We start from the raw sequence: 26,245 nt of genomic DNA on the forward strand, positions 1-26,245 counted from the left end.
GTGATCGATGCCAATACATTTGAAAAATTACATATTGGTCTGGCAAGCACCGAGGACATCCTGTCCCGGAGCCACGGTGAAGTTAAGAAGCCGGAGACCATTAACTACCGCACCCTGAAGCCCGAAAAGGAAGGTTTGTTCTGCGAACGGATTTTCGGGCCTACTCGTGACTGGGAATGTGCGTGCGGTAAGTACAAGCGGGTGCGCTACAAGGGAATCGTGTGCGAACGCTGCGGGGTTGAAGTTGCGCGTGCGGACGTGCGTCGTGAACGCATGGGCCACATTGAACTGGCCGCCCCCGTGACCCACATCTGGTACTTCAAGGGCGTGCCTTCACGCATTGGGTACCTGCTGGACCTCGCGCCGAAAGACTTGGAGAAAGTCATTTACTTTGCGGCGTACATGATTACCGAGGTGGATGAAGACGCTCGCCACGAGGACCTTCCCACCTTGAGTAATGAGCTTGAGGTAGAGCGCAAGCACATTGAGGATAAGCGTGACGGCGCGATTAACCAGCGGGCGCAGGCTTTGGAGGAAGAGCTCGCGCAGATGGAAGCTGATGGCGCTACCCAGAATGCGCGCGACAAAGCGCGTAAAGCTGGCGAGCGGGAGATGAATCAGATCCGCCGTGGTTTCGAACAGCGCTTAGAGCGGTTGGAGCAGGTTTGGGATCGGTTCCAGTCCCTCAAAGTCGGGGATCTGGAGGGAGACGAAGGGATCTACCGCGAACTGCAGGCCCGCTACGGGATCTACTTCAAAGGATCCATGGGTGCGGCTGCGGTGCAGGAGCGGTTGAAGAACTTCGATCTAGAAGCCGAAGCTGCGAAACTACGCGAAGTTATTAACACGGGAACGGGGCAGCGGAAAACGCGTGCGCTCAAGCGTTTGAAGGTAGTGAACGCGTTCCTCACCACGGATAACAAACCGGAGTCCATGGTGCTGGACGTGATCCCGGTTATTCCACCGGACTTGCGGCCCATGGTGCAGCTCGACGGGGGGCGTTTCGCAACGTCTGACTTGAACGACCTGTACCGGCGCGTAATCAACCGCAATAATCGGTTGAAGCGGCTACTGGATTTGAATGCGCCCGAAATCATCGTGAATAACGAAAAGCGGATGCTGCAAGAATCCGTGGATGCCCTGTTCGACAATGGGCGCCGTGGTCGGCCCGTGTCGGGCCCGGGGAACCGTCCGCTGAAGTCCCTGTCCGACATGCTGAAGGGTAAGCAGGGGCGGTTCCGGCAGAACCTGCTCGGTAAGCGCGTGGACTACTCCGGTCGTTCTGTGATCGTGGTGGGCCCAAGCCTGAAGCTGCACCAGTGCGGTCTGCCCAAGCAGATGGCGTTGGAGCTGTTCAAACCGTTCGTTATGAAGCGGCTTATCGAAAAGAAGTACGCGCAGAACATTAAGGCGGCGCAGCGGAAGGTGGACCGGCAGCGTCCCGAGGTGTGGGACGTTCTCGATGAGGTTATTGCTGAACACCCCGTTTTGCTGAACCGTGCGCCCACGCTGCACCGTCTGGGGATCCAGGCGTTCGAACCGCAGCTTATTGAAGGGAAAGCAATTCAGCTTCACCCCCTCGTTTGTGGTGCGTTCAACGCGGACTTCGACGGCGACCAGATGGCAGTGCACCTGCCGCTCGGCGCAGAAGCGCAGGCTGAAGCGCGGATTTTGATGCTCAGCTCAAACAACATCCTCAAGCCGTCGGATGGCCGCCCGGTTACGATGCCTTCACAGGACATGGTGATCGGTCTGTACCACCTGACGAACGACCCGGATCCACGTCTGGAAGTGCCGCGCGACGAAGAAGGACACGAAGTGCTGCCGCGCTACACGTCCGTGTCGGAAGCACTCATGGCGTTCGACCTGGGCAAGGTGCATTTGAACCAGCGGATTCGCCTGCGTTTGGACAACGAGACGATTCCGCCGGCCGGTTGGGAACCGCAGGCGGGCTACCGCGAAGGGGACCCAATTGAGGTGGTCACCTCGCTGGGCCGCGCCCTGTTCAACCAGCTGCTACCCGTGGACTACCCGTTCGTGGACAAGCTGGTGGACAAGAAAGCGCTCGGCAAGATCGTGAACGACCTCGCGGAACGCTACCCGAAGGTCCTCGTAGCAGAATCCTTGGACGCACTGAAGGAAGCCGGTTTCTACTGGTCCACCTGGTCTGAGATCACGATTGCATTCTCCGACCTGGTTAGCCCCTCGTCGAAAGAAGCGATCCTCGCGAAATACGAAGAAAAAGCCGCGAAGATCCAAGGTGACTACGACATCGGTAAGATCACCGACGACGAGCGTTACGCCGGCCTGGTGGAAACGTGGACGGAAGCGACGCGCGAAGTGGCGGATGCCATGGAAGACGCGTTCCCGGCGCGGAACACGCTGTACCAGATGGTGTCGTCAGGTGCGCGTGGTAACTGGGATCAGATCCGCCAGGTAGCGGGTATGCGTGGTCTGGTGTCGGACCCGAAGCAGAAGCTGATTGAGCGGCCGATTAAGTCGAATTACCGCGAGGGCCTGTCTGTGCTGGAGTACTTCATTGCTACTCACGGTGCTCGTAAGGGCCTGGCGGATACGGCGTTGCGTACCGCAGACTCGGGTTACTTGACTCGGCGTCTGGTGGACGTGTCGCAAGACGTGATCGTTCAAGAAGAGGACTGTGGTACGCGCCGCGGGCAGACGATGACGATCGCGACCCTGGATGAAGACGGGGTGGCGCACGTGGCGGACAACGTGGAGACCACGGTGTACGCGCGTACTCTCGCGTCGGATGCGAAGGACGCGGACGGTAACGTGATCCTCGAAGCGGGAGCGGACGTTGGGGACGTGGCGATTGAGAAGCTCGTTGCGGCGAACATTACCCAGATTAAGGTCCGTTCTGTGCTCAACTGCGAGTCCGCAGTGGGGACCTGTGCGGCTTGCTACGGCCGGTCACTTGCCACTGGTAAGCGCGTGGACATCGGTGAGGCCGTGGGGATTATTGCCGCGCAGTCTATCGGTGAGCCCGGTACTCAGCTGACGATGCGTACGTTCCACACGGGTGGGGCGGCGTCCGCAGCGGACATTACCCAGGGTCTGCCGCGTGTTCAGGAGCTGTTTGAGGCCCGCACCCCGAAGGGTGAGGCGCAGATGGCGGAGGCTGCTGGCGTGGTTTCTATTGACGATTCAGACCCGGCGGTACGCAAGATCATCATTAAACGCGATGATGGGGAAGCGGACCTGGTGGTGGAGACGTCGCGGCGGCAAGAACCGCTGGTTGCGGACGGCGAACACATCGGTGTTGGCACGAAGCTCACCGAGGGCCGTTTGGACCCGAAGAAGATGCTGCGGATTCGGAACAAGTCGCAGACGCAGCGTCAGCTGGTGAACGAGGTGCAAGAGGTGTACCGCTCGCAGGGTGTGGACATTCACTCCAAGCACATTGAGGTGATTGTTCGCCAGATGCTGCGTCGCGTCACCGTGCTGGATGACCCGGGTGACACGAAGCTGCTGCCCGGCCAGCTGGTTGACGAGGTCGAGTTCAAACGCGTGAACCGCGCTACCGTGGCGGAAGGTGGCCGTCCGGCTGCTGGCCGTCCGGAGCTGATGGGGATCACGAAGGCGTCGTTGGCCACGGATTCGTGGTTGGCGGCCGCGTCGTTCCAGGAGACCACTAAGATCCTCACGGAAGCGGCGATGAACGCGAAGTCGGATCCGCTGGTTGGTCTGAAAGAGAACGTGATTCTCGGTAAGTTGATTCCCGCTGGGACGGGCCTTGCTCGTTACCGCGATATCCACGTGGAGCCGACGCCCGAGGCGATGGCGAACTCCGATTACGTGGAGGCGGATTTCCAGATGGGAGAGGTACCCGAAGATTTCCTCGCTTCTTTGAACGCGATCGATTTTGACGCGCCGTTCACGGAAGGTGAGTAGTCAGTTCGACTAGTTGAAGATGGCGGGAGCTCGGGCAGCCGGGTTCCCGCCATTTTGCTACCCGTACAATTGGGACTGAGTTTGGCTGTGATTTAGTTGGGCTGGGATTGACTTCGCAATTGAAACTAAGCTCGGCAGTTGGAGTTGAGTTTGGTTGGTTTAGTTTTTGAAGGGAGTGTGTAGTAGCGTGCGTGTTGCGCAGCGCGGTTTGCGCTTTTTTGTTGGCGTGTTCGCGTTTGTGCTGATTTTTTGTTGTGTGTGGACCGTCCAGGCGCGGGCCGCGTCACCGGATACGCCCGATGAGGTGACGCAGACGGTTTTGTTTGATTCGCGTTCGTTTATGGATGGGTGCGAGGATGCGGATTGGGTAGATATTCCCGAGGTTGAAGGCGGCGTGTTCTACTACAAGGGGCAGCCGGCGCCGAAGCGGGTGACGTTGCGTGATGGACAGACACTGCAGCTGGTAGTGGGCTCGCGGATTGGGACGATTACGCGCAAGATGCTTGGGTTTACAAATGAGCCGTGTGACGACGATGGGGTTGGGGCCCGGTTGGGCTACCGCACGGAAGTTTACGTTCCGATGTATCCGATTCATCGGTCTCCTTCGCCCGGTCAGTATGCTCCCCAGGCGGCATTAAATACGCCTGAGGCCTCCGCGTCGGATGGTGATCCGGGTCCGTCTGCGCCCACTCACCCGGTAAATGCGCATAATTTGGCTTATGAGGCGGTGGCCCTGGTGGTTGTGGTGGCTTTGTTCGCGGCCGGTACAGTTATTACAGTGAAGCGCAGACGCAAGTGAGGGGCGGTGCTTTGCGCGTAGAGGCGAGGGTGCGTCTAAGTGAGTTTGATAACGAAGGCTGCTTGCGGGGAAGTAAATATTGACCTTTAGCGCGCAAAACCGTAGATTTATACACGGTGCCCGCGTCGCCGGGTATCATTTTTCAGCTTTAGTGCTGATAGCGGGCTCCTAGACGGTTCGTCGGAGCTCCGGACGTTACCTAAATGAGCGATCAACTTCAGGCTTTCCCGGGGTTATGCGTTTCAAGCGGTGGCGGGCCGGCCCTGACGGACACCGGTGTGTCCGAAATCAGTGCAGGGGCTGGCAGAGCCATTCCGGCGCCGCGAAGACTATTGAAAACAACGTGTAAGAAGAATACGGAGAAGTAGTGCCTACAATACAGCAGCTGGTGCGCAAAGGACGTAGCACCAAGCACGCGAAGGTAGCCACCCCCGCGTTGAAGGGAAGCCCTCAGCGTCGTGGTGTGTGCACCCGCGTGTACACCACAACCCCGAAGAAGCCGAACTCCGCCCTGCGGAAGGTGGCGCGTGTGCGCCTGTCCACGGGTATCGAGGTCACGGCTTACATTCCCGGTGAGGGACACAACCTGCAGGAGCACTCCATCGTGCTCGTGCGCGGTGGTCGTGTGAAGGACCTCCCGGGTGTTCGTTACCGCATTGTGCGCGGCTCCTTGGACACGCAGGGTGTGCGTGACCGGCAGCAGGCGCGTTCCAAGTACGGTGCGAAGAAGGAGAAGAAGTAATGAGTCGTAAAGGTCCAGCTCCTAAGCGTCCGCTCGTTGAAGACCCGGTATACGGCTCGAAGGTCGTGTCGCAACTGGTGAACCGCGTGCTCCTCGACGGTAAGAAGTCGCTGGCGCAGCGGATTGTTTACGGTGCGCTCGAGGGCATTGGTTCGAAAACAGAGCAGGATCCGGTTGTAGTGCTCAAGCGTGCGCTCGATAACATTCGGCCGCAGCTTGAGGTGCGTTCGCGCCGCGTTGGTGGCGCAACGTACCAGGTGCCCGTGGAGGTGCGTGCTTCGCGCGCAACCACGCTGGCGCTGCGTTGGCTGGTGGATTTCTCGCGCAAGCGTCGTGAGAAAACCATGACGGATCGTTTGATGAACGAGATTCTCGACGCCTCCAACGGCCTTGGAGCCGCAGTGAAGCGTCGTGAGGACGTTCACAAGATGGCGGAGGCCAACAAGGCGTTCGCTCATTACCGCTGGTAAGAAACAAGGGTTAGGAAATACTTCGTGGGACAACAAGAGGTACTTACGGATCTCACTAAGGTCCGTAACATCGGCATTATGGCGCACATCGATGCCGGTAAAACTACCTGTACCGAACGCATTCTTTTCTACACCGGTATCAACTACAAGATGGGTGAAACCCATGATGGTGCCGGCACCATGGACTGGATGGAGCAGGAGAAAGAGCGCGGCATCACCATTACGTCAGCTGCGACTACTTGCTACTGGAAGAACCACCAGATCAACATCATTGACACTCCCGGTCACGTGGACTTCACGGTTGAGGTGGAGCGCTCCCTGCGCGTACTCGACGGTGCAGTAGCCGTATTCGACGGTAAAGAGGGCGTTGAACCTCAGTCGGAAACCGTGTGGCGTCAGGCTGACAAGTACAACGTGCCGCGCATTTGCTTCATCAACAAGATGGACAAGCTGGGTGCGGACTTCAAGTACTCACTGCAGACGATTCGCGAGCGCCTTAAGGCAACCCCGATCGTGATCACCATGCCGATCGGTGCGGAGCACGATTTTGAGGGCGTCATTGACGTGCTCGAAATGAAGGCCCTGTACTTCCCGGAGAAGGACGACAAGGGTAACCCCACGTTCGGCGCGATAGTGGAGGAACGTGAGATTCCAGCTGAGTTGAAAGATGAGGCACAGGAATACCACGACGCTGCGATTGAGGCAGCTGCCGAGGCAAATGACGAGTTGATGGAGAAGTACCTCGACGAAGGGGAACTGAGCCTCGATGAGGTACGCAAGGGAATTCGCGACCTCACGATCTCCTCATCCGCATACCCCGTGTACGCCGGTTCTGCGTTCAAGAACAAGGGTGTCCAACCGATGCTCGATGGCGTGTTGGAGTACCTCCCGTCGCCGCTGGATGTAGAGGCCGTGCAAGGTCACGTTGCGGGCAATGAAGAAGAAGTTATTACCCGTGAGGCGGATGAGAACGCTCCGTTCGCAGCGCTGGCATTCAAGGTTGCGGTACACCCGTTCTACGGCAAGCTCACCTACGTGCGCGTTTACTCCGGCAAGGTGGAGTCCGGCAGCCAGGTGCTTAACGCAACCAAGGGTAAGCGTGAGCGCGTTGGCAAGCTTTTCCAGATGCACTCGAACAAGGAAAACCCGGTTGAAGTGGCTCACGCAGGTCACATCTACGCATTCATTGGTTTGAAGGATACGACCACGGGCGATACGCTGTCGGCGCAAGATAAGCCGGTTATCCTCGAATCCATGACGTTCCCCGAGCCGGTTATTCACGTGTCCATCGAACCGAAGTCGAAGGCGGACCAAGAGAAGCTTGGGGTTGCGATCCAGAAGCTTGCGGAAGAGGATCCGACGTTCACGGTGCGTTTGGATGACGAAACCGGCCAAACCGTTATTGGCGGTATGGGTGAGCTTCACCTAGACGTGCTCGTTGACCGCATGCGTCGCGAGTTCAAAGTGGAAGCGAACGTGGGTAAACCCATGGTTGCTTACCGCGAGACGATCCGAAAGACTGTCGAGAAGCTCGAGTACACGCACAAGAAACAGACCGGTGGTTCCGGCCAGTTCGCGCGCGTGATTTGTAAGTTCGAGCCTCTCGAGGTTGATGACGAGAATACGTACGAGTTTGTGAATGAGGTCACTGGTGGCCGCATTCCGCGCGAGTACATTCCGTCGGTCGATGCGGGTATTCAGGATGCTATGCAAACTGGTGTGCTCGCCGGCTACCCGGTGGTGGGTGTCAAGGCTACGCTCCTCGACGGCGCGTACCACGACGTTGACTCATCGGAAATGGCGTTCAAGATTGCTGGTGTGCAGGTATTCCGCGAGGGTGCCCGCAAGGCTTCACCGGCTCTGCTTGAGCCGATTATGGCTGTTGAGGTTCGTACGCCTGAGGAGTACATGGGCGACGTTATTGGCGACCTGAACTCCCGTCGTGGGTCCATCCAGGCAATGGAGGATGCTCACGGTGTGAAGGTTGTACGGGCCCATGTGCCACTGTCGGAAATGTTCGGGTACGTTGGGGACTTGCGTTCTAAGACGCAGGGCCGCGCTGTTTACTCGATGCAGTTCGACAGTTACGCAGAGGTTCCCAAGAGCGTTGCGGATGAAATCATCGGCAAGGCTCATGGCGAATAGCAATAGTTAAGGCAAAAGCGGCGTTAACCCGCGCACAATATGTAAACCCCGTAGTATCGATCACGTTTTTGGTGCTAGGCTAATTCCTAGCCAAAGGCTGTAATCATCTACCCGAGTCCAGGAGGACACAAGTGGCGAAGGCCAAGTTTGAGCGGACAAAACCGCACGTAAACATCGGTACCATTGGTCACGTTGACCACGGTAAAACTACGCTGACCGCGGCAATCACCAAGGTACTGCACGACAAGTACCCTGAGTTGAACGACTTCACGCCGTTCGATCAGGTGGATAACGCTCCCGAGGAGCGCGACCGTGGTATTACCATCAACGTGTCTCACGTTGAGTACCAGACTGACAAGCGTCACTACGCTCACGTGGACGCACCCGGTCACGCTGACTACGTGAAGAACATGATCACGGGTGCCGCACAGATGGACGGCGCAATCCTCGTGGTAGCTGCAACTGACGGCCCGATGGCTCAGACGCGCGAGCACGTACTGCTCGCCCGTCAGGTGGGCGTGCCAACGATCATCGTGGCGCTGAACAAGTGCGACATGGTCGACGACGAAGAGATGCTGGAACTGGTTGAAGAAGAGGTGCGCGAGCTCCTCGACTCCCAGGGTTACGACGGTGAGAACGCGCCGATCATCCACGTATCTGCTCTGAAGGCGCTGGAAGGCGACGCGGAGTGGGTAGCTGCGGTTGAGAAGCTCATGGAGACCGTTGACGAATACATCCCCACCCCCGAGCGTGACATGGACAAGCCGTTCCTCATGCCGATTGAGGACGTCTTCACCATCACCGGCCGTGGCACCGTGGTAACGGGCCGTGTTGAGCGTGGTAAGCTCCCGCTGAACGCGGAGGTCGAGATCCTCGGTATCCGTGATCCGCAGAAGACCACTGTTACCGGTATCGAGATGTTCCACAAGGCTATGGACGAAGCGTGGGCAGGCGAGAACTGTGGTCTGCTGCTGCGTGGCACCAAGCGTGAGGACGTGGAGCGCGGCCAGGTTGTCGCGATCCCCGGTTCCATTACGCCGCACACGAAGTTCAAGGGTCAGGTTTACATCCTGAAGAAGGAAGAGGGCGGTCGTCACAAGCCGTTCTTCACCAACTACCGTCCTCAGTTCTACTTCCGTACCACGGACGTGACGGGTGTTATTGAACTGCCTGAGGGCACCGACATGGTTATGCCTGGCGACACCACGGAGATCACGGTTGAGCTGATTCAGCCGATCGCTATGGAGGTCGGCCTCGGCTTCGCTATCCGTGAGGGTGGCCGTACCGTTGGTTCCGGTCGTGTGACCGAGGTGCTTTCCTAATCTGATTTAGGATTTACCACATGTGGCCCGGATGCGTCCGGGCCACATTTTTGTACTTTGACGTGATTCACAGTCTAATTGCTGTTGTTCGGGTTGGAATTTCGCTGTGAATCTGAAAGACTGTCATGGTTGCGTCAAACGAGGCAATGCCTCGCTAGATAGATATCGTTACGCGACTTAGTCGCAAACGATGGGTAATCACCCAAAGTTCTTTGATCACAATACGGTCCAGCTCCTCCGTGAGGAAAGAGCGCCGCGCTAATGCGTCGCAAATGGCGACACGCCCGAGTGCGGGGACCGGTGAATAGCTGTTAAGAGAGGAAAGACGGCATGGCGGGACAAAAGATCCGCATCCGGCTCAAGTCCTATGACCACGAGGTCATTGACAGCTCCGCGCGCAAGATCGTCGACACTGTGCAACGCGCCGGTGCGACGGTAGTGGGCCCGGTGCCGCTGCCGACTGAACGAAACGTCTTCGTAGTAGTTCGGTCGCCCCACAAGTACAAGGACAGCCGCGAACACTTCGAGATGCGTACACACAAGCGTCTCATTGACATCATCGACCCGACGCCCAAGGCAGTGGATTCGCTCATGCGACTCGACCTGCCCGCTGACGTGAAAATCGATATTAAACTCTGAGGAAACCTGTAAAAATGACTACTGACACCAAGCACGCGGTTGCGCCCGTTAAGGCGCTACTTGGCCGCAAGCTCGGCATGACCCAGGCGTGGGACGCAGACGGTAAAGTCGTTCCACTCACGGTCGTGCAGGTGGGCACCAACGTCGTCACGCAGGTGCGCACCGAAGAGACTGATGGCTACACAGCCGCACAAATAGGCTTTGGCGAGATTGACCCTCGCCGCATTACAAAACCCCTCGCGGGACACTTCAAGAAAGCGGGTGTAACGCCGCGCCGTCACCTCGTGGAAGTACGTACTTCCGACGCGGACAACTACGAAGTGGGCCAAGAACTGGCTGCCGATATCTTCGAGGTTGGCCAAAAGGTAGACGTTTCCGGAAACACCAAAGGTAAAGGATTCGCAGGCGTTATGAAGCGCCACGGATTCGGTGGTGCTTCCGCTTCGCACGGTGCACACCGCAACCACCGCAAACCCGGCTCAATCGGGGCTTGCGCAACTCCCGGACGTATCTTCAAAGGCCTCCGGATGGCAGGCCGCATGGGGAACAAGCGGCGCACAGTTCAGAACCTGCGCGTTTTCGGTGTCGACACCGACAAAGGCTTGCTGCTCATTAAGGGCGCCATTCCTGGCCCCAAGAACGCCGTGGTGCTCGTGCGCACGGCCGTGAAAGGAGCGTAACGATGGCTAACAAAGTTGACGTTCTAGACGTTGAGGGCAAGAAGGTTGAGACCGCGGAACTACCCGAACAGTACTTCGGCCGCGATGTCAACGTGCCCCTCATTCACCAGGTAGTGAAAGCGCAACTAGCCGCTTCCCGCGCGGGTACCGCCAAAGCGAAGACCCGCGGTGAAGTTTCTGGTGGCGGTAAGAAACCGTGGCGTCAGAAAGGCACCGGCCGGGCACGCCAAGGTTCAATCCGCGCACCCCAGTGGACTGGTGGCGGTGTGGTTCACGGACCGCAGCCGCGCTCCTACGCGCAACGTACCCCTAAGAAAATGAAGCTCGGGGCTCTGTACAGTGCGCTTTCTAACCGGGCGGACGCAGACCGTATCCTCGTGGTCACCGGTTTCATTGCGGAAGACAAAATTTCAACGAAGGAAGCGCGCGTAGCGGTAGATCGCCTCACGGCGGGGGAACGCACGCTGTACGTAACGTTCCGTGGCGACGACAACAACATTTTGTCGGTACGCAACCTTCCTAACGTACACATTTTGTACGTAGACCAGTTAAACACGCTGGACGTAATGAACTCCGAGTACGTTGTCTTCCACAAGACCGCGCTCGAGCAGTTCCTTGCAGCTAAGGAGGGCAACAAGTGAGCCTGGAACTAGCGAAAAACCCTCGCGACATCATCATCGCGCCGGTCATTACCGAAAAGTCTTCGGGCCTAATGGATCTGGGGAAGTACACCTTCCTCGTTGACCCGCGGTCGAACAAGACTGAAATCCGCCTCGCGATTGAAAAGATCTTCAACGTAAAGGTCTCGCACGTCGCGACGCAAAACCGACAGGGCAAAGCCTATCGCACGCGCGACGGGATCGGCCGCCGAAAGAACACGAAACGCGCCATTGTCACACTGCGTGAAGGCACGATCGACATCTTCGGTGACCTCGCCTGAGACACGAAGAGTAGAGGATAAACATGGGAATCCGTAGATACAAGCCGACGACGCCGGGACGTCGCGGCAGCTCTGTGGCGGACTTCGTGGAGATCACCCGGTCTACTCCGGAAAAGTCTCTGGTTCGCCCACTGACCAAGACCGGTGGTCGTAACAACCACGGTCGCATCACGGCACGTCGCCGCGGTGGCGGGCACAAACGCGCCTACCGCCTCATCGACTTTCGCCGTAACGATAAAGATGGCGTACCCGCAAAGGTCGCGCACATCGAATACGATCCGAACCGTACCGCGCGCATTGCCCTGCTGCACTATGTAGATGGGACAAAACGTTACATTCTGGCGCCAGCAAAGCTGAACCAGGGTGACGTTGTGGAATCGGGTGCGAACGCGGACATCAAGCCGGGGAACAACCTGCCTTTGCGCAACATCCCCGTCGGCACCGTTGTTCACGCTGTCGAGATGTATCCGGGTGGGGGCGCAAAGATTGCGCGTTCCGCCGGTACTTCCGTGCGCCTAGTGGCCCGCGAAGGCCGTTACGCTCAGCTGCGTATGCCGTCCGGAGAGATCCGGAACGTCGAAATCATGTGCCGCGCCACCGTTGGTGAGGTTGGGAACGCAGAACAGTCCAACATCAGCTGGGGTAAAGCCGGTCGGATGCGTTGGAAGGGACGCCGCCCGAAAGTTCGTGGTGTTGCTATGAACCCGGTGGATCACCCACACGGTGGTGGTGAAGGCCGCACCTCTGGTGGTCGTCACCCAGTGTCACCTTGGGGGCAGCCTGAGGGTCGTACTCGTCGTCCGAACAAGGCCAGCGACAGGCTCATTGTGCGCCGTCGCCGGACTGGCAAAAAGCGCTGATAGGAGCTGACAAAAAATGCCACGTAGTCTGAAGAAGGGTCCTTTCGTCGACGAGCACCTGCTAAAGAAGGTGGACGCTCAGAACGAAAAGGGCACGAAGAACGTTATCAAAACCTGGTCACGTCGTTCCGTCATCACCCCGGACTTCCTGGGGCACACGTTCGCTGTGCACGACGGGCGCAAGCACGTGCCGGTGTACATCACGGAATCGATGGTGGGGCACAAGCTCGGCGAGTTCGCTCCCACTCGGACATTCCGCGGCCATGACAAGGACGACCGCAAAGGACGCCGTTAAGGCGCCCGAGGAGAAGTGAGGCAAGGACAATGGTAGCTAAGGCGCAGGCGCGCTACGTTCGCGTCACGCCCATGAAGGCTCGCCGGGTTGTGAACGAGGTTCGCAACAAGCGGGTCCTTGAGGCAGCTGACATCTTGCGGTTCGCTCCGCATGCTGTAGCAACTGATGTGAACAAAGTATTGAACAGTGCCGTCGCTAACGCACGCGTGTTGGCACAAAACGCTGGGGAAACTTTCCGTGAGGAAGACCTTTACGTCGTGGAAGCCTTTGTTGACGAAGGTCCAACGATGAAGCGGTTCCGCCCCCGCGCACAGGGCCGGGCGGGACAGATTCTGAAACGCACCAGCCACATCACTCTAGTAGTGGGCACGAAGGACGAGACTGGGAAGGAAGGCCGGTAATGGGTCAAAAAGTTAACCCCACCGGGTTTAGGCTGGGTGTAACAACCGAGCACCGCTCTCGCTGGTTCGCTGACTCCACTACTAAAGGGCAGCGTTACAGCGATTACGTAGCTGAAGACTTCGCGATCCGCGATTTCCTCAACGCGAACCTGGAACGCGCGGGTGTTTCCCGCATCGTCATTGAACGCACAACCGACCGGGTTCGAGTGGATCTGTACACCGCTCGCCCAGGGATTGTGATTGGTCGCCGTGGAGCGGAGGCCGACCGGTTGCGGCAGCGGCTTGAGAAGCTGACGGGCAAACAGGTTCAGCTGAACATCCTGGAAGTTAAGAACGCGGAAATGGACGCGCGTCTGGTTGCGCAAGGGATTGCAGAGCAGCTGGCGGCGCGCGTGTCGTTCCGTCGCGCGATGCGTAAGGGCATGCAGTCCGCTCTTCGTTCGGGCGCTAAAGGTATCCGCGTTCAGTGCTCCGGCCGTTTAGGGGGCGCGGAAATGTCGCGCTCGGAGTTTTACCGTGAGGGCCGGGTGCCACTGCACACGCTGCGCGCGAACATTGATTACGGTTTCTACGAGGCCGTGACCACGTTCGGCCGCATTGGTGTGAAGGTGTGGATTTACAAGGGTGACTTGACGGAGCGGGAGTTCGCTCAGCAGCAAGTCGAGGCTGGTAACCGTGGTGGTCGTCGAGGCGAACGCCGTGGTGGTCGCCGGGGCCAGCGTCGCTCCGGTGGGCAGCGTAGGAACAATCAGTCAGAAAAGCGTGAGGCAGCACCCGCTGCGGACGCGAAGGCTGAGCAAAAAGGATCGGAGGGCTAGGCCGTGCTTATCCCAAGACGTACTAAGTACCGCAAGCCACACCGCCCAACGCGTAGCGGTATGGCTAAAGGCGGCACCGAGATTTCGTTCGGTGATTACGGCATCCAGGCATTGGAGCCGGCGTACATTACGAACCGTCAGATTGAGGCAGCGCGTATTGCCATGACTCGGTTCATTAAGCGTGGCGGTAAAGTGTGGATCAACATTTTCCCCGATCACGCGCTCACAAAGAAACCGTTGGAAACGCGTATGGGTTCCGGTAAAGGTGCTCCGGAGTTCTGGATTGCGAACGTGAAGCCCGGCCGGGTGATGTTCGAACTAGCTGGTGTGCCGGAAAGCGTGGCTCGCGAGGCCATGCGTCGCGCCCAGCACAAGCTTCCTATTAAGACTCGTTTCCTTGTTCGTGAAGGTGGTGACGCATAATGGCAGACAACAATCGTCTGACAACCGCCGCTCTCGATGAGATGGACGACACGCAGCTGGCTTCCGAACTGGAGAAGGCTAAGGCGGAACTGTTTAACCTCAGGTTCTCCAAGGCTCTCGGTCAGCTAGAGGATCACGGTCGCTTCAAGGCGGTGCGTGGAAATATTGCCCGTATTTACACTGTGGCGCGTGAGCGTGAGCTGGGGATCCGCACGGCGCCTGGGAGTGAGGAGTGATCTAAATGGCTGATGCAACGAAACCGGTGCGGGGCGAACGTAAGGTTCGTCGCGGCCACGTGGTTAGCGACAAGATGGACAAGACGGTCGTAGTGGAGCTGGAAGACCGGGTTAAGCACCCGCTTTACGGCAAGGTTATGACCAAAAAGAAGAAGGTTAAGGTGCACGACGAAAACAATGAGTTGCGCATTGGTGACCTTGTTCGGATCATGGAGACCCGTCCACTGTCGAAAACGAAGCGTTGGCGCGTAACCGACATCATCGAACGCGCGAAGTAACTTTTGATTGTTACTGGAGGCCGCCCCTCGGGGCGGCCTCTCACTTTATCGTGAGCAAAGGCACAGATGGTGCGACTAATCCTCCTTCCAATTGGGGAAGCGGATGGCATAGACTAATGAGGTTGCGTTTTTACGCGGAACTAGTGTACGCACGCTCATTTTCAGAGCGTGGGGATAACGAGGTTTAGGCGTAAACGCGAGCCAGGCACTAACCGGCACCGCATCGCACGAGTGTGGTTCGTGTGCCGCACGTGCAGGAACTGGCGAAGAAGATGTGCAGCCACCTGGTTGCACGAGTCCGTATACGTTCGACAAGGCTCAGCCCGCTGGGCTGGAGAACCGGTTCGACGATTGGAGAACAACTAATGATCCAGCAGGAGTCGCGACTGAAGATCGCCGACAACACGGGGGCGAAGGAAATTCTTTGCATCCGCGTGCTCGGTGGATCCGGTCGACGCTACGCGGGTGTAGGTGACGTCATCGTCGCCACAGTTAAGGACGCGATCCCTGGCGGCAACGTCAAAAAGGGTGAGGTCGTTAAGGCAGTGATTGTGCGCACGCGCAAGGAACGCCGGCGTCCCGATGGTTCCTACATTCGTTTTGATGAGAACGCAGCCGTAATCCTCGGCACCAACAACGAACCTCGCGGGACCCGTATTTTTGGGCCCGTGGGCCGTGAACTGCGTGAAAAACAGTTCATGCGGATCGTGTCACTAGCGCCGGAGGTGCTCTAATGGCAGCAAAGATTAAGAAGGGCGATCTGGTTGAGGTCATCTCTGGCCGCACATCAGACCAGAAGAAGATTGATGCACGCAACGCCCGTCGTGCAGAGCAGGGACTAGAACCACTCAAACCCGGTGACAAGGGTAAGCAGGGGCGCGTAATTAAAGTATTCCCCAAAGACCAAAAAGTCTTGGTCGAGGGTGTGAACCTAAAGACGCGTCACGTGCGTCAAGGGCAGACAGCCCAGGGCGCGGCAACCGGTGGTATTGAGATGGTTGAAGCACCGATCCACGTGTCTAAAGTAATGCTCGTTGACCCCGACACGAAGCAGCGCGTACGCGTTGGCTTCCGCATCGATGTTGACGAGAACGGCAAGCGCGTTAACCGCAACCCGATCCGCGTTATCCGCGGTGGAGCGGCACGCGGCCTCGAGACCGGGAAGGAGATCGGAGCATGACCCCGCGTCTAAAAACTAAGTTCGTAGACGAGGTACGCCCGAACCTCGAGAAGAAGTTCAACTACGAGAACACCATGCAGGTGCCATCACTCGTGAAGGTAGTTGTGAACATGGGTGTCGGGGCTGCAGCGCACGACTCTAAAGCAATGGATGGGGCGATTCGGGACCTCACGAAAATTACGGGCCAGAAACCGTCTGTGAGCCGCGCACGTAAATCCATTGCGCAGTTCAAACTGCGTCAGGGCCAGCCAATTGGTGCGCACGTGACCATGCGTGGGGATCGCATGTGGGAATTCATGGACCGTCTGATTTCTACGGCTCTTCCCCGTATCCGCGACTTTCGCGGCATGAACCCCAATCAGTTCGACGGTCAGGGTAACTACACGTTCGGCCTCACGGAGCAATCGGTGTTCCACGAGATCGACGTGGATTCAATTGACCGCGTACGTGGCATGGATATCACGATTGTCACGTCAGCTAAGACCGACGAGGAAGGTCGCGCTCTGATTCACGGGCTCGGCTTCCCGTTCAAGGAGAAGTAAGCATGGCGAAGACATCTTTGAAGGTTAAAGCGAACCGGAAACCAAAGTTCAAGGTTCGTGGATACACGCGTTGCAACCGGTGCGGGCGTCCCCGCTCGGTGTACCGCAAGTTCGGACTATGCCGCGTTTGCTTGCGTGAGCTCGCCCTTGCGGGTGAACTCCCAGGCGTGACGAAGAGCAGCTGGTAAACCACTACAGCGCAGGTCCTTCACTGGAGGAAACCACGTTGAGGAAGGGGGGAAACCCCAATGACAATGACTGACCCGATCGCAGACATGCTGACGCGTCTGCGTAACGCGAGTCGCGCGCACCACGATTCCGTGTCTATGCCGCACTCGAAGTTGAAGGCAGCAATTGCACAAATCCTCGTTGCGGAAGGTTACGTTGCCGCAACGAAGGTAGAGGAAGCGCCGGTCGGTAAGACCCTGACGCTTGACCTCAAGTACGGCCACAACCGTGAGGCCGCCATCTCAGGTGTACAACGCGTATCCAAACCGGGTTTGCGCGTGTACGCGAAATCGTCCGAGCTGCCGCGCGTGCGTGGTGGTTTGGGTGTCGCGATTCTTTCGACCTCATCCGGTCTACTGACGGATCGTGAAGCGTTCAACAGGGGCGTAGGTGGGGAAGTCCTCGCCTACATCTGGTAAGGAGGAAACCAATGTCACGTATCGGTAAGACTCCTATCGCAATCCCAAACGGCGTGGATGTCACTATTGATGGCGCCCACGTGAGTGTTAAGGGCCCGAAAGGCAGCCTTGAGCACACGATTGTTGAACCAATCACCGCTGTTGTTGAGGACGCGCAGGTGTTCGTGAAGCGCCCTGACGAGTCCCGAGTAGCTCGTTCCCGCCACGGGTTGGAACGGTCCTTGATTGAGAACATGATCATCGGCGTTACCGAAGGGTACACGAAAGCCCTGGAGATCGTGGGTACCGGTTACCGCGTAGCAGCTAAAGGCAAGAACCTGGAGTTCGCGGTTGGATACTCTCACCCGGTGCTATTCGAAGCGCCTGAAGGCATCGAGTTCAAAGTTGAGTCTGCGAACAAGTTCTCGGTAGCGGGTATTGATAAGCAACTGGTTGGTGAAACCGCTGCTCGTATCCGTAAGATCCGCAAGCCCGAACCCTACAAGGGTAAAGGGATTCGTTACGCGGGTGAGCAAATCCGTCGCAAGGTTGGAAAGGCTGGTAAGTAATGTCTTACACCGTTAAAGGTAAAGGTAAGCGCGTTGCTCGGCTCCGCCGCCACCACCGCGTGCGTAACAAGGTTCATGGCACCGCTGAGCGTCCCCGCCTGGTTGTCACCCGGTCTAACCGCCACATGGTGGCGCAAGTGATCGATGACGACTTGGGGAACACACTCGCGTCGGCGTCAACAATGGAATCCGGCCTCGAGGGCGCAGAGAACAAAACTGACGCCGCCCGCAAGGTGGGTGAAGCGGTTGCACAGCGCGCTAAAGAGGCTGGCATCACCGCAGTGGTGTTCGACCGTGGGGGAAACAAGTACCACGGACGCGTAGCTGCTGTGGCCGAGGGTGCCCGTGAGGGTGGCTTGAAGCTATGAGTGAGCAGAAGAAAGAGAACACGCAGATGGCTGCAGAAGAGACGAAGAAGGGCGGCCAGCAGACGCAGGAGCGGCAGGATAACCGGCGTGAGCGTCGGTCGGGCCGTAACGAGCGTCGCGACAACCGCCGCAATGATAGCCGCGACCAGTACGAAGAGCGCGTGGTCACCATTAACCGCGTTTCCAAAGTGGTTAAGGGTGGGCGCCGGTTCGCATTCACCGCTCTGGTAGTGGTCGGTGACGGCGAAGGCACCGTGGGTGTTGGCTACGGTAAAGCAAAAGAAGTACCTCAGGCGATTGCAAAAGGTGTGGAAGACGCGAAGAAGAACTTCTTCCGCGTCCCCATGATTGGCCGGACGATCACGCACCTGGTGCGTGGGGAAGATGCGGCTGGAATCGTGTTGCTGCGCCCCGCTTCCCCCGGTACTGGGGTAATCGCGGGTGGTCCAGTGCGCGCCGTGCTGGAATGCGCTGGTGTACACGACGTGCTGACGAAGTCCTTGGGATCGCAAAACGCACTGAATATTGTTCGGGCTACGGTTGCTGGTTTGAAAGAACTTGAGCAGCCTGAGGCCGTGGCAGCCCGCCGCGGACTCGCACTGGAACGCGTTGCGCCAGCATCGATGTTGCGTGCCCGTGCTGAAGGTGAAGAGGCGGAGCGCCTCATGGCTGAAATCGCTGAGAACGAGGCAGCAGCAGGGGTAGGTGCGTAATGGCGAAACTGAAGATTACCCGTACGCGCTCGTCGATTGGTCGCACGCCTAAGCAGCGCGCCACCATCGTGACTCTGGGTTTGCGCAAGATCGGTCAAAGCGTTGTCCGTGATGACACGCCGTCCGTTCGCGGCCTCATCCAGGTTGTCCGCCACATGGTTGAGGTAGAGGAGGTCGAGTAACCATGGCTGAGAAGAAGGTTCTACGCCTGCACGACCTAAAGTCCGCACCCGGAGCTACCACGCGTAAGCAACGCGTTGGCCGCGGTGAAGGTTCGAAGGGTAAAACTTCGGGCCGTGGTACGAAGGGTACGAAGGCTCGTAACACCGTTCCCGCAGCGTTCGAGGGTGGGCAGATGCCGATGCATATGCGCATGCCTAAGCTGCGTGGATTCAAAAACCCGTTCCGCGTTGAGTACCAGGTTGTGAACCTGGGTCGGTTGGAAGAGCTTTTCCCGGAGGGTGGCGACGTAACTGTTGACGCTCTCGTGGAGAAGAACGCGGTTCGTAAGAACTGTCCCGTGAAGGTACTTGGGACGGGCGAGGTTACGAAGAAGTTCAACATTACCGTCGACAAGTGGTCTGCGTCCGCTGAGGAGAAGATCACCAAGGCTGGCGGCACCATCCAGGCTCGGTAATTCGAGGCTGGTGAATATGTAAGGTGGCTCGATCATTCGTGGTCGAGCCACCTTGCTGTGTGAGCTTTCAGTTTTAGAGTTTGGGCGATTTACCGCCAGCGATTGTTTTCCGGTACGCTAGGTCGTGCACTAGTGCGCATATTTTATGAGGAGGACGCGTGCTCAGCACATTTGCACAGGCATTTCGCACGCCTGATCTGCGGGGTAAACTGCTGTTCAGTTTGCTCATAATGGGGCTGTTCCGCCTGGGGTCTTTTATCCCTACACCGGGTGTGTCCACGCCTAACATTCAAACGTGTGTGGCGCAGCAGGGGGAGAACTCCCTGCTGGATCTCGTTAACTTGTTTTCCGGTGGAGCATTACTGCAGCTGTCAGTGTTTGCACTGGGGATCATGCCCTATATTACGGCGTCGATTATTGTGCAGTTGCTTCGCGTCGTGATTCCACGGTTCGATGACCTCCATAAGGAAGGTCAGCAGGGGCAGACGAAGTTAACGCAGTACACGCGTTACCTAACTATTTTCTTGGGCGTCCTCCAGTCTTCTACAATGATCAGTTTGGCTATGGCAGACCGGTTGTTCCCCGGCTGTTCTGCCCCGGTGATTCCAGAGAAGAACGCTGGTACTTTCTTGATGATGCTACTGGTTATGACTGCCGGTACCGGCGTGATCATGTGGATGGGTGAGCTCATCACCGAACGCGGCATTGGCAACGGCATGTCCCTACTGATTTTCACTTCAATTACCGCGACACTGCCGGCGCACCTGTTCTCCATTGGCCGCGCTGGGGCATGGGGGAAGGTCTTCTGGATTCTGGCGCTCATCTTGGTGATCACCATGGTGGTGGTTTACATTGAGCTGGCTCAGCGTCGCATCCCGGTACAGTACGCGAAACGGATGGTGGGGCAGCGCCTCATGGGTGGGTCATCCACTTATATTCCACTGAAGATCAACATGGCGAACGTTATTCCAGTGATTTTCTCGACCTCAATTCTGGCTTTGCCAACGATGATCGCTAACTTCGGTAGCCCCAATGACTCGTGGGTGCAGTGGATTCACGCTAACTTTGCGCGCACTACCGTTGTTTATCTGGTTGCGAACGGATTGATGATCCTGTTCTTCACCTTCTTCTACACGTCGATTACGTTTAACCCAGATGAGGTTGCGGACAACATGAAGAAGTATGGTGGTTTCATTCCAGGTATCCGCGCCGGGGTTCCGACTGCAGATTACTTGCGGTACGTCATGAACCGGATTACCACCGCCGGCGCTTTGTATTTGGTGATTGTTGCCCTGTTGCCTTCGATTGCGATGATTCCACTTCATCTTGAGGGCGGGCAGATGCCGTTCGGTGGGACTACGCTGCTGATCGTCGTGGGCGTTGGCCTGCAGACGGTGATGCAGATTGATTCACAGCTTCAAAAACACCATTACGAAGGATTCTTGCAATGAGCAAACCAGTGATCATTATGCTGGGTGCCCCAGGTGCGGGCAAGGGCACGCAGGCGAAGCGTATCGCGCAAAAACTCGGCATTCCAGCTATCTCAACGGGTGCTATATTTCGAGAGAACCTGGCTCAGGACACGGTTTTGGGGCAGCAGGCCCGCGAGTACATCAATAAGGGTGAGTTCGTGCCCGATTCCGTGACGAACCCGATGGTTCAGGCTCGCTTGAAAGCACCGGATGTTCAGGATGGTTACCTGTTGGACGGTTACCCCCGCACTCTCGAGCAAGCGCATTTTCTGCGGGACGCCCTGGCAGCGCTTCACCAAGAGATTACTCTGGTAATGGAGATTGCGGTTGATGAGGATTCGGTTGTTGACAGGCTATTGAAACGTGCTGAGCAAGAGGGCCGCGCGGACGATACTGAACCGGTTATCCGCCACCGACTGGAGGTCTATCACCGGCAGACGGAGCCGATGGCTACGTACTACGCAGACCAGGACATGCTAGTTCAAATCGATGGTACCGGCAGCGTGGATGAGGTTTGGGCCCGGGTCGAAACGGTGCTTGATGAAGCGTTGAAGGAGAAATAGCGTTCTGGCGCAAACGGCAGCAGATTTTGCTAGCGGTGGTGCACCCTTGTTACCAGCGCTGCAACCTGTTAGTGGCGCTGCACCTTATAGCAGTGTTGTAAGTCGATAGCGCGTCGTTTACATGCCAGTTTTAGAACGTTTTCCACCCGCTGTTGCCGCACGAACAGCGGGTGGTTTCACATAGTGAGGAGTTAACAGTGGCGCGGATTCAACGGAAAAACCGGAAGCAGATTGAGTACATGCGGGAGGCCGGTTTGATTGTTGCAAAGATTCACAAGGCCCTGAGGGAGGCGGCGCAACCGGGCGTGACTTTGCTGGAACTGGACGCGGTGAGTGCGCACGTCATCGAGTCTTCGGGAGCGAAGTCGAATTTTCTTGGTTACTACGGTTATCCCGCAACCGTGTGCATCTCTGTAAATGACACGGTCGTGCATGGGATCCCAGACGAAACCGCGTTGAATGCGGGGGACCTGGTGAGTTTCGACTGCGGCGCGTACGTGGAACGCGATGGGAAGCAGTGGCACGGTGACGCAGCGTTCACGATGATCGTAGGAGGCGACGAACGGGGCAGTGAGGCCGCACGTCGTTTGAACCGAATTACGGAACAGTCAATGTGGGCGGCTTTAGCTGCAGTGGCGACAGGTAAACGCACTAATGACATTGGCCGCGCGGTGGAACAGGTGGTGGCTGCGAACCGCGATGGCGATTGGGAAGCGGGCATTATCGAGGAGTACACGGGGCACGGGATCGGGACCGCGATGCACATGGATCCCTCGGTATACAACTATGAGGTAGCGGGCCGAACTCCGGCTTTGAAACGCGGCATGGTGCTCGCGGTGGAACCCATGCTGGTCGATGGCAAGATTGACACAAAAACGCTGGCCGATGAGTGGACGGTGAAGACGGTGGATGGCCGTCTGGCGAGCCACTGGGAACACACGATCGCTCTCACCGATAACGGGGTGTGGGTACTCACCGCGCCAGATGGTGGGGAGTCTGGGCTTGCGCCGTATGGCATTACGCCGCAGCCGTAACGTTTTCCTCAGACGTAACGATGCTTTGCAGATGTAACGCTCATTCGTAGATGTAGCGTTGCTTCGCAGATGTAGCGTTCACGCACTTCAACACCTCTGGTCGTTTCGGCAGACGACAAAGGGCTCTTGCAAGCGCGCCACGGGAGAGTGAGTAAAATAACAGGGACTGCCCTGTAGTTGAGCTTGGTTTTCCATTAAACTGATTAGTCGGGTCATTGTCTGTATCCGCGGTATTTGTGGAGGCGGGCGGACCGGGCTTTGCGAACGCAAAGCTCAGATACACTTGAGGGGTTAGACGAAGCGTATGGCCAAAAAAGATGGCGTCATTGAAATGGAAGGCACCATTTCGGAGGCATTGCCGAACGCAATGTTCCGCGTGGAGCTTCCTAATGGGCACATCGTGCTCGCGCATATTTCTGGGAAAATGCGTCAGCACTACATTCGTATTCTGCCGGAAGACCGTGTTGTTGTAGAGCTTTCGCCCTACGATTTGACGCGGGGCCGGATTGTTTACCGCTACAAGTAAATAAGACACAATAACACCGATTGGCGGAGGTAAACCATGAAGGTACAGCCGAGCGTCAAGAAGATCTGTGACAAGTGCAAGGTGATTCGTCGCCACAGCAAAGTCATGGTGATCTGCGACAATCCGCGACACAAGCAGCGTCAAGGCCGATAGGGCACCGCTGTTCAATAAATAAAGATATAAGCACTTTACCGGTCGCTTAGGCGGGACCCTCGGACCGGAGGCCGAGGCTGGTTGGCAGCGTCAGCTCGCCACCAGATGGTAAGGTGACCACCTCCCTTTCCAAATTTGGAGAACAAGTATGGCACGTATTGCCGGCGTTGACCTCCCCCGCGAAAAGCGGTTAGAGGTAGCGCTCACCTACATTTTCGGAGTAGGTCGTTCACGCGCTAAAGAAACTTTGAAAGCCACTGGCGTTTCACCCGATACGCGCGTTAAGGACGCTACCGAAGAAGAGTTCGTGAAGCTCCGCGAGTACATCGAAGGTAACTATCAGGTGGAGGGTGACTTGCGCCGTGAGGTGCAGGCTGACATCCGCCGCAAGATTGAGATTGGCTGCTACCAGGGTCTGCGCCACCGCCGTGGCCTGCCCGTGCATGGTCAGCGCACCAAGACAAACGCGCGCACCCGTAAGGGCCCCAAGCGCACTGTTGCCGGAAAGAAGAGCGCGTAAGCTGCGGCTTCGCTGATACTCGTAGGAGAATATGATCTATGGCTACTAAATCTTCAGTGGCGCGCAAAGGGAAGCGTAAGGAACACCGGAACGTAACCCACGGGCACGCCTACATTAAATCTACTTTCAATAACACGATCGTTTCGATCACGGATCCGACCGGTGGGGTGCTTTCTTGGGCTTCATCCGGACAGGTTGGTTTCAAAGGTTCGCGTAAGTCAACACCGTTCGCAGCGCAACTAGCGGCTGAATCCGCTGCTCGCCGCGCTCAGGAATACGGTGTCAAGAAGGTTGACGTGTTCGTTAAGGGCCCCGGTTCGGGCCGTGAGACCGCTATCCGTTCACTTCAGGCCACCGGCATTGAGGTGGGGTCAATCCAGGATGTGACGCCGCAGGCTCACAATGGTTGCCGCCCCCCGAAGCGCCGTCGCGTCTAAGGGAAGTACGAAGACTTCGCGTCTTCCACGTCGAGTTACGCACAACGCCTTTGCGTAACGCCGCACTTGTTTCAGGACTGACCTGTAACGTACCTGAAGCGTCATATGGCGGATGCTTTAGGAAGAAAGGACCAAAGACGTGCTAATTGCACAGCGACCCACTCTTACTGAAGAGCAGGTTAGCGAGTACCGTTCACGATTCACCCTGGAGCCGTTGGAACCAGGTTTTGGCTACACACTGGGTAACTCGCTGCGCCGCACACTGCTTTCCTCAATTCCGGGGGCAGCGGTCACCTCGATCCGCATCGATGGGGTGCAGCATGAGTTCTCAACTATTCCTGGGGTTAAAGAAGATGTTGCGGAAATTATCCTCAACATTAAGGACCTCGTACTTTCCTCAGAAAACGACGAACCTGTCGTCATGTACTTGCGTAAGGCGGGTACTGGTGAGGTGACCGCAGCGGACATTACCCCGCCTGCGGGAGTGCAGATCCACAACCCCGACTTGCACCTAGCTACCTTGTCTGAAAAGGGCAAGCTGGAGATTGAACTGACAGTTGAGCGTGGCCGCGGCTACGTTTCGGCGGATCAGAATAAGGATCCGAACGCCGAGCTGGCGCGGATCCCGGTGGATTCGATCTACAGCCCCGTTTTGAAGGTGAGCTATAAGGTTGAGGCGACTCGTGTGGAGCAGCGCACGGACTTCGACCGGCTAATCGTTGATGTTGAAACGAAACCAGCTATTTTGCCGCGCGATGCGATTGCGTCTGCCGGCAAAACCCTCGTGGAGTTGTTCGGCCTAGCTGGGGAACTCAACACGGAAGCTGAGGGCATTGAGATCGGCCCGGCTGCGACGGATGAGACGCTGTCTGCAGACCTGGCACTGCCGATTGAGAACCTGGGGTTGCAGTCGCGTTCGTACAATGCGTTGCGTCGCCGTGGGATCCTCACTGTTGGTGAACTGGTTGCTCATTCAGAGGCAGACCTGTTGGACATCCGCAACTTTGGTTCCAAGTCGATTGAGGAGATTAAGGAACAGTTGGCGGGCCTGGGGATGACCCTGAAAGATCAGGCGCCAGCACCTGGCAGTGGTGATCAGTCCGGTTCCATTCAGTTCAGTGACGAGTAAACTCGTCCGTTAAGTTTTAATAGGAGTAACAATGCCCACACCTACAAAGGGCGCTCGTTTGGGAAGTGGTCCCGCACACGAGAAACACATTCTGGCTAACCTGGCCCGCGACTTGTTTGAGCACAAGCAGATCACGACTACGCGGGCGAAGGCTCGCCGTTTGCAGCCGTACGCGGAGAAGCTGATTACTAAAGCTCGTCGCGGTGACATCCACGCGCGCCGCACGGTTGCGAAGAAGATTCAGGACAAGGACATCCTGTACGTTCTGTTTGATGAGGTTGCGAAACAGATCGATCCGGAACGTGCCGGTGGGTACACCCGGATTGTTGACCTTCCACCGCGCCGCGGAGACAATGCGCCAATGGCGCAGATCTCCCTGGTGCTAGAGAAGGTTGAGAAGAAAGCTGTTGTGAAGGAAGCGCAAAAGACTGCGCAGAAAGCAGCTGACAAGGCAGAGGCCGACGAAGCGTCGAAACCAGCTGAAGATAAAGAGGCGCAGGAAGCTAAGGACGAGGCTGCTGAAGCTGCCTCCGCTGCTGAAGCGGAAACTGACTCCGCTTCGGAACCTGAAGCTGTTGACACCAAGGAAGCTTCTGAGGATAAGTAACCGGCTTCGGTTGAACTTCTGCTTAGCAGCTGGCGTTCAGGTGGCTGCATTCGCTTAGTTCAGTCTCAATACGATAGGTGGCGTTCCCCATTGGGGAGCGCCACTTTTGTTGTTTGCACTAGCACTGGCATAAAGTTCCACACGCATGGTCAGAATGTGCGCGTAAGCGTTGTGCGTGAGCCGACGCAGCTTGGGGCAGAGGAAGGTGC

Annotated in this window: 36 protein-coding genes; all 36 read left to right on the forward strand. The window is 57.3% G+C overall.

The window, feature by feature from the left end:
- The 36 genes from CJ187_RS00460 to rplQ all read left to right on the forward strand — a co-directional run bounded on the left by CJ187_RS00460 (position 1) and on the right by rplQ (position 26,036).
- On the forward strand, positions 1-3,912 hold the full coding sequence (locus tag CJ187_RS00460; protein WP_102216249.1) for a DNA-directed RNA polymerase subunit beta': 3,912 nt from the start codon (positions 1-3) through the stop codon (positions 3,910-3,912).
- 187 nt (positions 3,913-4,099) lie between these two features.
- Complete coding sequence (locus CJ187_RS00465) at positions 4,100-4,711, forward strand: hypothetical protein (RefSeq protein ID WP_102216248.1); 612 nt, start codon at positions 4,100-4,102, stop codon at positions 4,709-4,711.
- Positions 4,712-5,078: 367 nt separating this feature from the next.
- Positions 5,079-5,453 carry a 30S ribosomal protein S12 gene (gene rpsL / locus CJ187_RS00470; protein ID WP_102216247.1) on the forward strand — a complete coding sequence of 125 codons (375 nt, stop codon included), beginning with the start codon at positions 5,079-5,081 and terminating at the stop codon, positions 5,451-5,453.
- Positions 5,453-5,923 carry a 30S ribosomal protein S7 gene (rpsG, locus tag CJ187_RS00475; protein ID WP_102216246.1) on the forward strand — a complete coding sequence of 157 codons (471 nt, stop codon included), beginning with the start codon at positions 5,453-5,455 and terminating at the stop codon, positions 5,921-5,923. The genes rpsL and rpsG overlap by 1 nt, the downstream gene beginning before the upstream one ends.
- Before the next feature lie 24 nt (positions 5,924-5,947).
- Positions 5,948-8,068: an elongation factor G gene (gene fusA / locus CJ187_RS00480; RefSeq protein ID WP_269843573.1), complete on the forward strand. Its 2,121-nt coding sequence runs from the start codon at positions 5,948-5,950 to the stop codon at positions 8,066-8,068.
- A gap of 131 nt (positions 8,069-8,199) precedes the next feature.
- Positions 8,200-9,390: an elongation factor Tu gene (gene tuf / locus CJ187_RS00485; RefSeq protein WP_102216245.1), complete on the forward strand. Its 1,191-nt coding sequence runs from the start codon at positions 8,200-8,202 to the stop codon at positions 9,388-9,390.
- Between the two features lie 330 nt (positions 9,391-9,720).
- The gene (rpsJ, locus tag CJ187_RS00490; protein WP_102216244.1) at positions 9,721-10,029 is read left to right on the forward strand and encodes a 30S ribosomal protein S10; all 309 of its coding nucleotides are present in this window, start codon (positions 9,721-9,723) and stop codon (positions 10,027-10,029) included.
- A 14-nt stretch (positions 10,030-10,043) separates the two neighbouring features.
- On the forward strand, positions 10,044-10,709 hold the full coding sequence (rplC, locus tag CJ187_RS00495; protein WP_102216243.1) for a 50S ribosomal protein L3: 666 nt from the start codon (positions 10,044-10,046) through the stop codon (positions 10,707-10,709).
- Positions 10,710-10,711: 2 nt separating this feature from the next.
- Positions 10,712-11,350 carry a 50S ribosomal protein L4 gene (gene rplD, locus CJ187_RS00500; RefSeq protein WP_102216242.1) on the forward strand — a complete coding sequence of 213 codons (639 nt, stop codon included), beginning with the start codon at positions 10,712-10,714 and terminating at the stop codon, positions 11,348-11,350.
- Positions 11,347-11,649 carry a 50S ribosomal protein L23 gene (gene rplW / locus CJ187_RS00505; protein ID WP_102216241.1) on the forward strand — a complete coding sequence of 101 codons (303 nt, stop codon included), beginning with the start codon at positions 11,347-11,349 and terminating at the stop codon, positions 11,647-11,649. Before rplD ends, rplW begins: the two co-directional genes overlap by 4 nt.
- 23 nt (positions 11,650-11,672) lie before the next feature.
- Positions 11,673-12,509: a 50S ribosomal protein L2 gene (gene rplB / locus CJ187_RS00510; protein WP_102216240.1), complete on the forward strand. Its 837-nt coding sequence runs from the start codon at positions 11,673-11,675 to the stop codon at positions 12,507-12,509.
- Between the two features lie 16 nt (positions 12,510-12,525).
- Positions 12,526-12,804 (forward strand): 30S ribosomal protein S19, encoded by a 279-nt coding sequence (rpsS, locus tag CJ187_RS00515; protein WP_102216239.1) that lies wholly within the window; start codon positions 12,526-12,528, stop codon positions 12,802-12,804.
- Positions 12,805-12,833: 29 nt separating this feature from the next.
- On the forward strand, positions 12,834-13,205 hold the full coding sequence (rplV, locus tag CJ187_RS00520; protein ID WP_102216238.1) for a 50S ribosomal protein L22: 372 nt from the start codon (positions 12,834-12,836) through the stop codon (positions 13,203-13,205).
- Entirely contained in the window at positions 13,205-14,023 is an 819-nt protein-coding gene (rpsC, locus tag CJ187_RS00525) for a 30S ribosomal protein S3 (protein WP_102216237.1), read from the forward strand. Before rplV ends, rpsC begins: the two co-directional genes overlap by 1 nt.
- Positions 14,024-14,026: 3 nt before the next feature.
- Complete coding sequence (gene rplP, locus CJ187_RS00530; protein ID WP_102216236.1) at positions 14,027-14,446, forward strand: 50S ribosomal protein L16; 420 nt, start codon at positions 14,027-14,029, stop codon at positions 14,444-14,446.
- Entirely contained in the window at positions 14,446-14,682 is a 237-nt protein-coding gene (gene rpmC / locus CJ187_RS00535) for a 50S ribosomal protein L29 (RefSeq protein WP_102216235.1), read from the forward strand. Before rplP ends, rpmC begins: the two co-directional genes overlap by 1 nt.
- A gap of 5 nt (positions 14,683-14,687) precedes the next feature.
- A complete protein-coding gene (rpsQ, locus tag CJ187_RS00540; protein ID WP_102216234.1) occupies positions 14,688-14,960 on the forward strand; it encodes a 30S ribosomal protein S17 in 273 nt (90 codons plus the stop codon).
- Positions 14,961-15,325: 365 nt separating this feature from the next.
- Positions 15,326-15,694: a 50S ribosomal protein L14 gene (gene rplN / locus CJ187_RS00545; protein ID WP_102216233.1), complete on the forward strand. Its 369-nt coding sequence runs from the start codon at positions 15,326-15,328 to the stop codon at positions 15,692-15,694.
- Complete coding sequence (gene rplX, locus CJ187_RS00550; RefSeq protein ID WP_102216232.1) at positions 15,694-16,140, forward strand: 50S ribosomal protein L24; 447 nt, start codon at positions 15,694-15,696, stop codon at positions 16,138-16,140. Before rplN ends, rplX begins: the two co-directional genes overlap by 1 nt.
- Positions 16,137-16,682 (forward strand): 50S ribosomal protein L5, encoded by a 546-nt coding sequence (rplE, locus tag CJ187_RS00555; RefSeq protein WP_102216231.1) that lies wholly within the window; start codon positions 16,137-16,139, stop codon positions 16,680-16,682. Before rplX ends, rplE begins: the two co-directional genes overlap by 4 nt.
- Positions 16,683-16,684: 2 nt before the next feature.
- A complete protein-coding gene (locus CJ187_RS00560; RefSeq protein ID WP_102216230.1) occupies positions 16,685-16,870 on the forward strand; it encodes a type Z 30S ribosomal protein S14 in 186 nt (61 codons plus the stop codon).
- Between the two features lie 60 nt (positions 16,871-16,930).
- Positions 16,931-17,329 (forward strand): 30S ribosomal protein S8, encoded by a 399-nt coding sequence (gene rpsH, locus CJ187_RS00565; protein WP_102216229.1) that lies wholly within the window; start codon positions 16,931-16,933, stop codon positions 17,327-17,329.
- An 11-nt stretch (positions 17,330-17,340) separates the two neighbouring features.
- Positions 17,341-17,877 (forward strand): 50S ribosomal protein L6, encoded by a 537-nt coding sequence (gene rplF, locus CJ187_RS00570; RefSeq protein WP_102216228.1) that lies wholly within the window; start codon positions 17,341-17,343, stop codon positions 17,875-17,877.
- Positions 17,877-18,245 (forward strand): 50S ribosomal protein L18, encoded by a 369-nt coding sequence (rplR, locus tag CJ187_RS00575; RefSeq protein WP_102216227.1) that lies wholly within the window; start codon positions 17,877-17,879, stop codon positions 18,243-18,245. The genes rplF and rplR overlap by 1 nt, the downstream gene beginning before the upstream one ends.
- Positions 18,246-18,271: 26 nt before the next feature.
- Positions 18,272-18,958 carry a 30S ribosomal protein S5 gene (gene rpsE, locus CJ187_RS00580; RefSeq protein WP_102216581.1) on the forward strand — a complete coding sequence of 229 codons (687 nt, stop codon included), beginning with the start codon at positions 18,272-18,274 and terminating at the stop codon, positions 18,956-18,958.
- The gene (gene rpmD, locus CJ187_RS00585) at positions 18,958-19,140 is read left to right on the forward strand and encodes a 50S ribosomal protein L30 (RefSeq protein ID WP_102216226.1); all 183 of its coding nucleotides are present in this window, start codon (positions 18,958-18,960) and stop codon (positions 19,138-19,140) included. The genes rpsE and rpmD overlap by 1 nt, the downstream gene beginning before the upstream one ends.
- A gap of 2 nt (positions 19,141-19,142) precedes the next feature.
- Complete coding sequence (gene rplO / locus CJ187_RS00590; protein ID WP_102216225.1) at positions 19,143-19,595, forward strand: 50S ribosomal protein L15; 453 nt, start codon at positions 19,143-19,145, stop codon at positions 19,593-19,595.
- Positions 19,596-19,753: 158 nt separating this feature from the next.
- Positions 19,754-21,046 carry a preprotein translocase subunit SecY gene (secY, locus tag CJ187_RS00595; RefSeq protein WP_102216224.1) on the forward strand — a complete coding sequence of 431 codons (1,293 nt, stop codon included), beginning with the start codon at positions 19,754-19,756 and terminating at the stop codon, positions 21,044-21,046.
- On the forward strand, positions 21,043-21,630 hold the full coding sequence (locus tag CJ187_RS00600; RefSeq protein WP_102216223.1) for an adenylate kinase: 588 nt from the start codon (positions 21,043-21,045) through the stop codon (positions 21,628-21,630). Before secY ends, CJ187_RS00600 begins: the two co-directional genes overlap by 4 nt.
- A gap of 197 nt (positions 21,631-21,827) precedes the next feature.
- Positions 21,828-22,664: a type I methionyl aminopeptidase gene (gene map / locus CJ187_RS00605; protein WP_102216222.1), complete on the forward strand. Its 837-nt coding sequence runs from the start codon at positions 21,828-21,830 to the stop codon at positions 22,662-22,664.
- Positions 22,665-22,968: 304 nt separating this feature from the next.
- Complete coding sequence (gene infA / locus CJ187_RS00610; RefSeq protein WP_102216221.1) at positions 22,969-23,190, forward strand: translation initiation factor IF-1; 222 nt, start codon at positions 22,969-22,971, stop codon at positions 23,188-23,190.
- A 36-nt stretch (positions 23,191-23,226) separates the two neighbouring features.
- The gene (gene rpmJ / locus CJ187_RS00615) at positions 23,227-23,343 is read left to right on the forward strand and encodes a 50S ribosomal protein L36 (protein ID WP_102216220.1); all 117 of its coding nucleotides are present in this window, start codon (positions 23,227-23,229) and stop codon (positions 23,341-23,343) included.
- 148 nt (positions 23,344-23,491) lie between these two features.
- A complete protein-coding gene (gene rpsM, locus CJ187_RS00620; RefSeq protein ID WP_102216219.1) occupies positions 23,492-23,863 on the forward strand; it encodes a 30S ribosomal protein S13 in 372 nt (123 codons plus the stop codon).
- Between the two features lie 38 nt (positions 23,864-23,901).
- Positions 23,902-24,300, forward strand: a complete 399-nt coding sequence (rpsK, locus tag CJ187_RS00625; protein ID WP_102216218.1) for a 30S ribosomal protein S11 — start codon at positions 23,902-23,904, stop codon at positions 24,298-24,300.
- A 139-nt stretch (positions 24,301-24,439) separates the two neighbouring features.
- Entirely contained in the window at positions 24,440-25,429 is a 990-nt protein-coding gene (locus tag CJ187_RS00630; RefSeq protein ID WP_102216217.1) for a DNA-directed RNA polymerase subunit alpha, read from the forward strand.
- Between the two features lie 31 nt (positions 25,430-25,460).
- The gene (rplQ, locus tag CJ187_RS00635) at positions 25,461-26,036 is read left to right on the forward strand and encodes a 50S ribosomal protein L17 (RefSeq protein ID WP_102216216.1); all 576 of its coding nucleotides are present in this window, start codon (positions 25,461-25,463) and stop codon (positions 26,034-26,036) included.
- Positions 26,037-26,245 lie beyond the last annotated feature (209 nt).

It is taken from the genome of Gleimia hominis (genome assembly GCF_002871945.2).
Taxonomy (GTDB): domain Bacteria; phylum Actinomycetota; class Actinomycetes; order Actinomycetales; family Actinomycetaceae; genus Gleimia; species Gleimia hominis_A.

What these genes read in the sequence shown, in the direction of transcription:
- rpsG (WP_102216246.1), top strand. Translation starts at nt 5,453, where the DNA reads ATGAGTCGTAAAGGTCCAGCTCCTAAGCGTCCGCTCGTTGAAGACCCG.
- rpsJ (WP_102216244.1), top strand. Translation starts at nt 9,721, where the DNA reads ATGGCGGGACAAAAGATCCGCATCCGGCTCAAGTCCTATGACCACGAG.
- rplC (WP_102216243.1), top strand. Translation starts at nt 10,044, where the DNA reads ATGACTACTGACACCAAGCACGCGGTTGCGCCCGTTAAGGCGCTACTT.
- rplD (WP_102216242.1), top strand. Translation starts at nt 10,712, where the DNA reads ATGGCTAACAAAGTTGACGTTCTAGACGTTGAGGGCAAGAAGGTTGAG.
- rplB (WP_102216240.1), top strand. Translation starts at nt 11,673, where the DNA reads ATGGGAATCCGTAGATACAAGCCGACGACGCCGGGACGTCGCGGCAGC.
- rpsS (WP_102216239.1), top strand. Translation starts at nt 12,526, where the DNA reads ATGCCACGTAGTCTGAAGAAGGGTCCTTTCGTCGACGAGCACCTGCTA.
- rplV (WP_102216238.1), top strand. Translation starts at nt 12,834, where the DNA reads ATGGTAGCTAAGGCGCAGGCGCGCTACGTTCGCGTCACGCCCATGAAG.
- rpsC (WP_102216237.1), top strand. Translation starts at nt 13,205, where the DNA reads ATGGGTCAAAAAGTTAACCCCACCGGGTTTAGGCTGGGTGTAACAACC.
- rpmC (WP_102216235.1), top strand. Translation starts at nt 14,446, where the DNA reads ATGGCAGACAACAATCGTCTGACAACCGCCGCTCTCGATGAGATGGAC.
- rpsQ (WP_102216234.1), top strand. Translation starts at nt 14,688, where the DNA reads ATGGCTGATGCAACGAAACCGGTGCGGGGCGAACGTAAGGTTCGTCGC.
- rplN (WP_102216233.1), top strand. Translation starts at nt 15,326, where the DNA reads ATGATCCAGCAGGAGTCGCGACTGAAGATCGCCGACAACACGGGGGCG.
- rplX (WP_102216232.1), top strand. Translation starts at nt 15,694, where the DNA reads ATGGCAGCAAAGATTAAGAAGGGCGATCTGGTTGAGGTCATCTCTGGC.
- rplE (WP_102216231.1), top strand. Translation starts at nt 16,137, where the DNA reads ATGACCCCGCGTCTAAAAACTAAGTTCGTAGACGAGGTACGCCCGAAC.
- CJ187_RS00560 (WP_102216230.1), top strand. Translation starts at nt 16,685, where the DNA reads ATGGCGAAGACATCTTTGAAGGTTAAAGCGAACCGGAAACCAAAGTTC.
- rpsH (WP_102216229.1), top strand. Translation starts at nt 16,931, where the DNA reads ATGACAATGACTGACCCGATCGCAGACATGCTGACGCGTCTGCGTAAC.
- rplF (WP_102216228.1), top strand. Translation starts at nt 17,341, where the DNA reads ATGTCACGTATCGGTAAGACTCCTATCGCAATCCCAAACGGCGTGGAT.
- rplR (WP_102216227.1), top strand. Translation starts at nt 17,877, where the DNA reads ATGTCTTACACCGTTAAAGGTAAAGGTAAGCGCGTTGCTCGGCTCCGC.
- rpsE (WP_102216581.1), top strand. Translation starts at nt 18,272, where the DNA reads ATGGCTGCAGAAGAGACGAAGAAGGGCGGCCAGCAGACGCAGGAGCGG.
- rpmD (WP_102216226.1), top strand. Translation starts at nt 18,958, where the DNA reads ATGGCGAAACTGAAGATTACCCGTACGCGCTCGTCGATTGGTCGCACG.
- rplO (WP_102216225.1), top strand. Translation starts at nt 19,143, where the DNA reads ATGGCTGAGAAGAAGGTTCTACGCCTGCACGACCTAAAGTCCGCACCC.
- CJ187_RS00600 (WP_102216223.1), top strand. Translation starts at nt 21,043, where the DNA reads ATGAGCAAACCAGTGATCATTATGCTGGGTGCCCCAGGTGCGGGCAAG.
- infA (WP_102216221.1), top strand. Translation starts at nt 22,969, where the DNA reads ATGGCCAAAAAAGATGGCGTCATTGAAATGGAAGGCACCATTTCGGAG.
- rpmJ (WP_102216220.1), top strand. Translation starts at nt 23,227, where the DNA reads ATGAAGGTACAGCCGAGCGTCAAGAAGATCTGTGACAAGTGCAAGGTG.
- rpsM (WP_102216219.1), top strand. Translation starts at nt 23,492, where the DNA reads ATGGCACGTATTGCCGGCGTTGACCTCCCCCGCGAAAAGCGGTTAGAG.
- rpsK (WP_102216218.1), top strand. Translation starts at nt 23,902, where the DNA reads ATGGCTACTAAATCTTCAGTGGCGCGCAAAGGGAAGCGTAAGGAACAC.
- rplQ (WP_102216216.1), top strand. Translation starts at nt 25,461, where the DNA reads ATGCCCACACCTACAAAGGGCGCTCGTTTGGGAAGTGGTCCCGCACAC.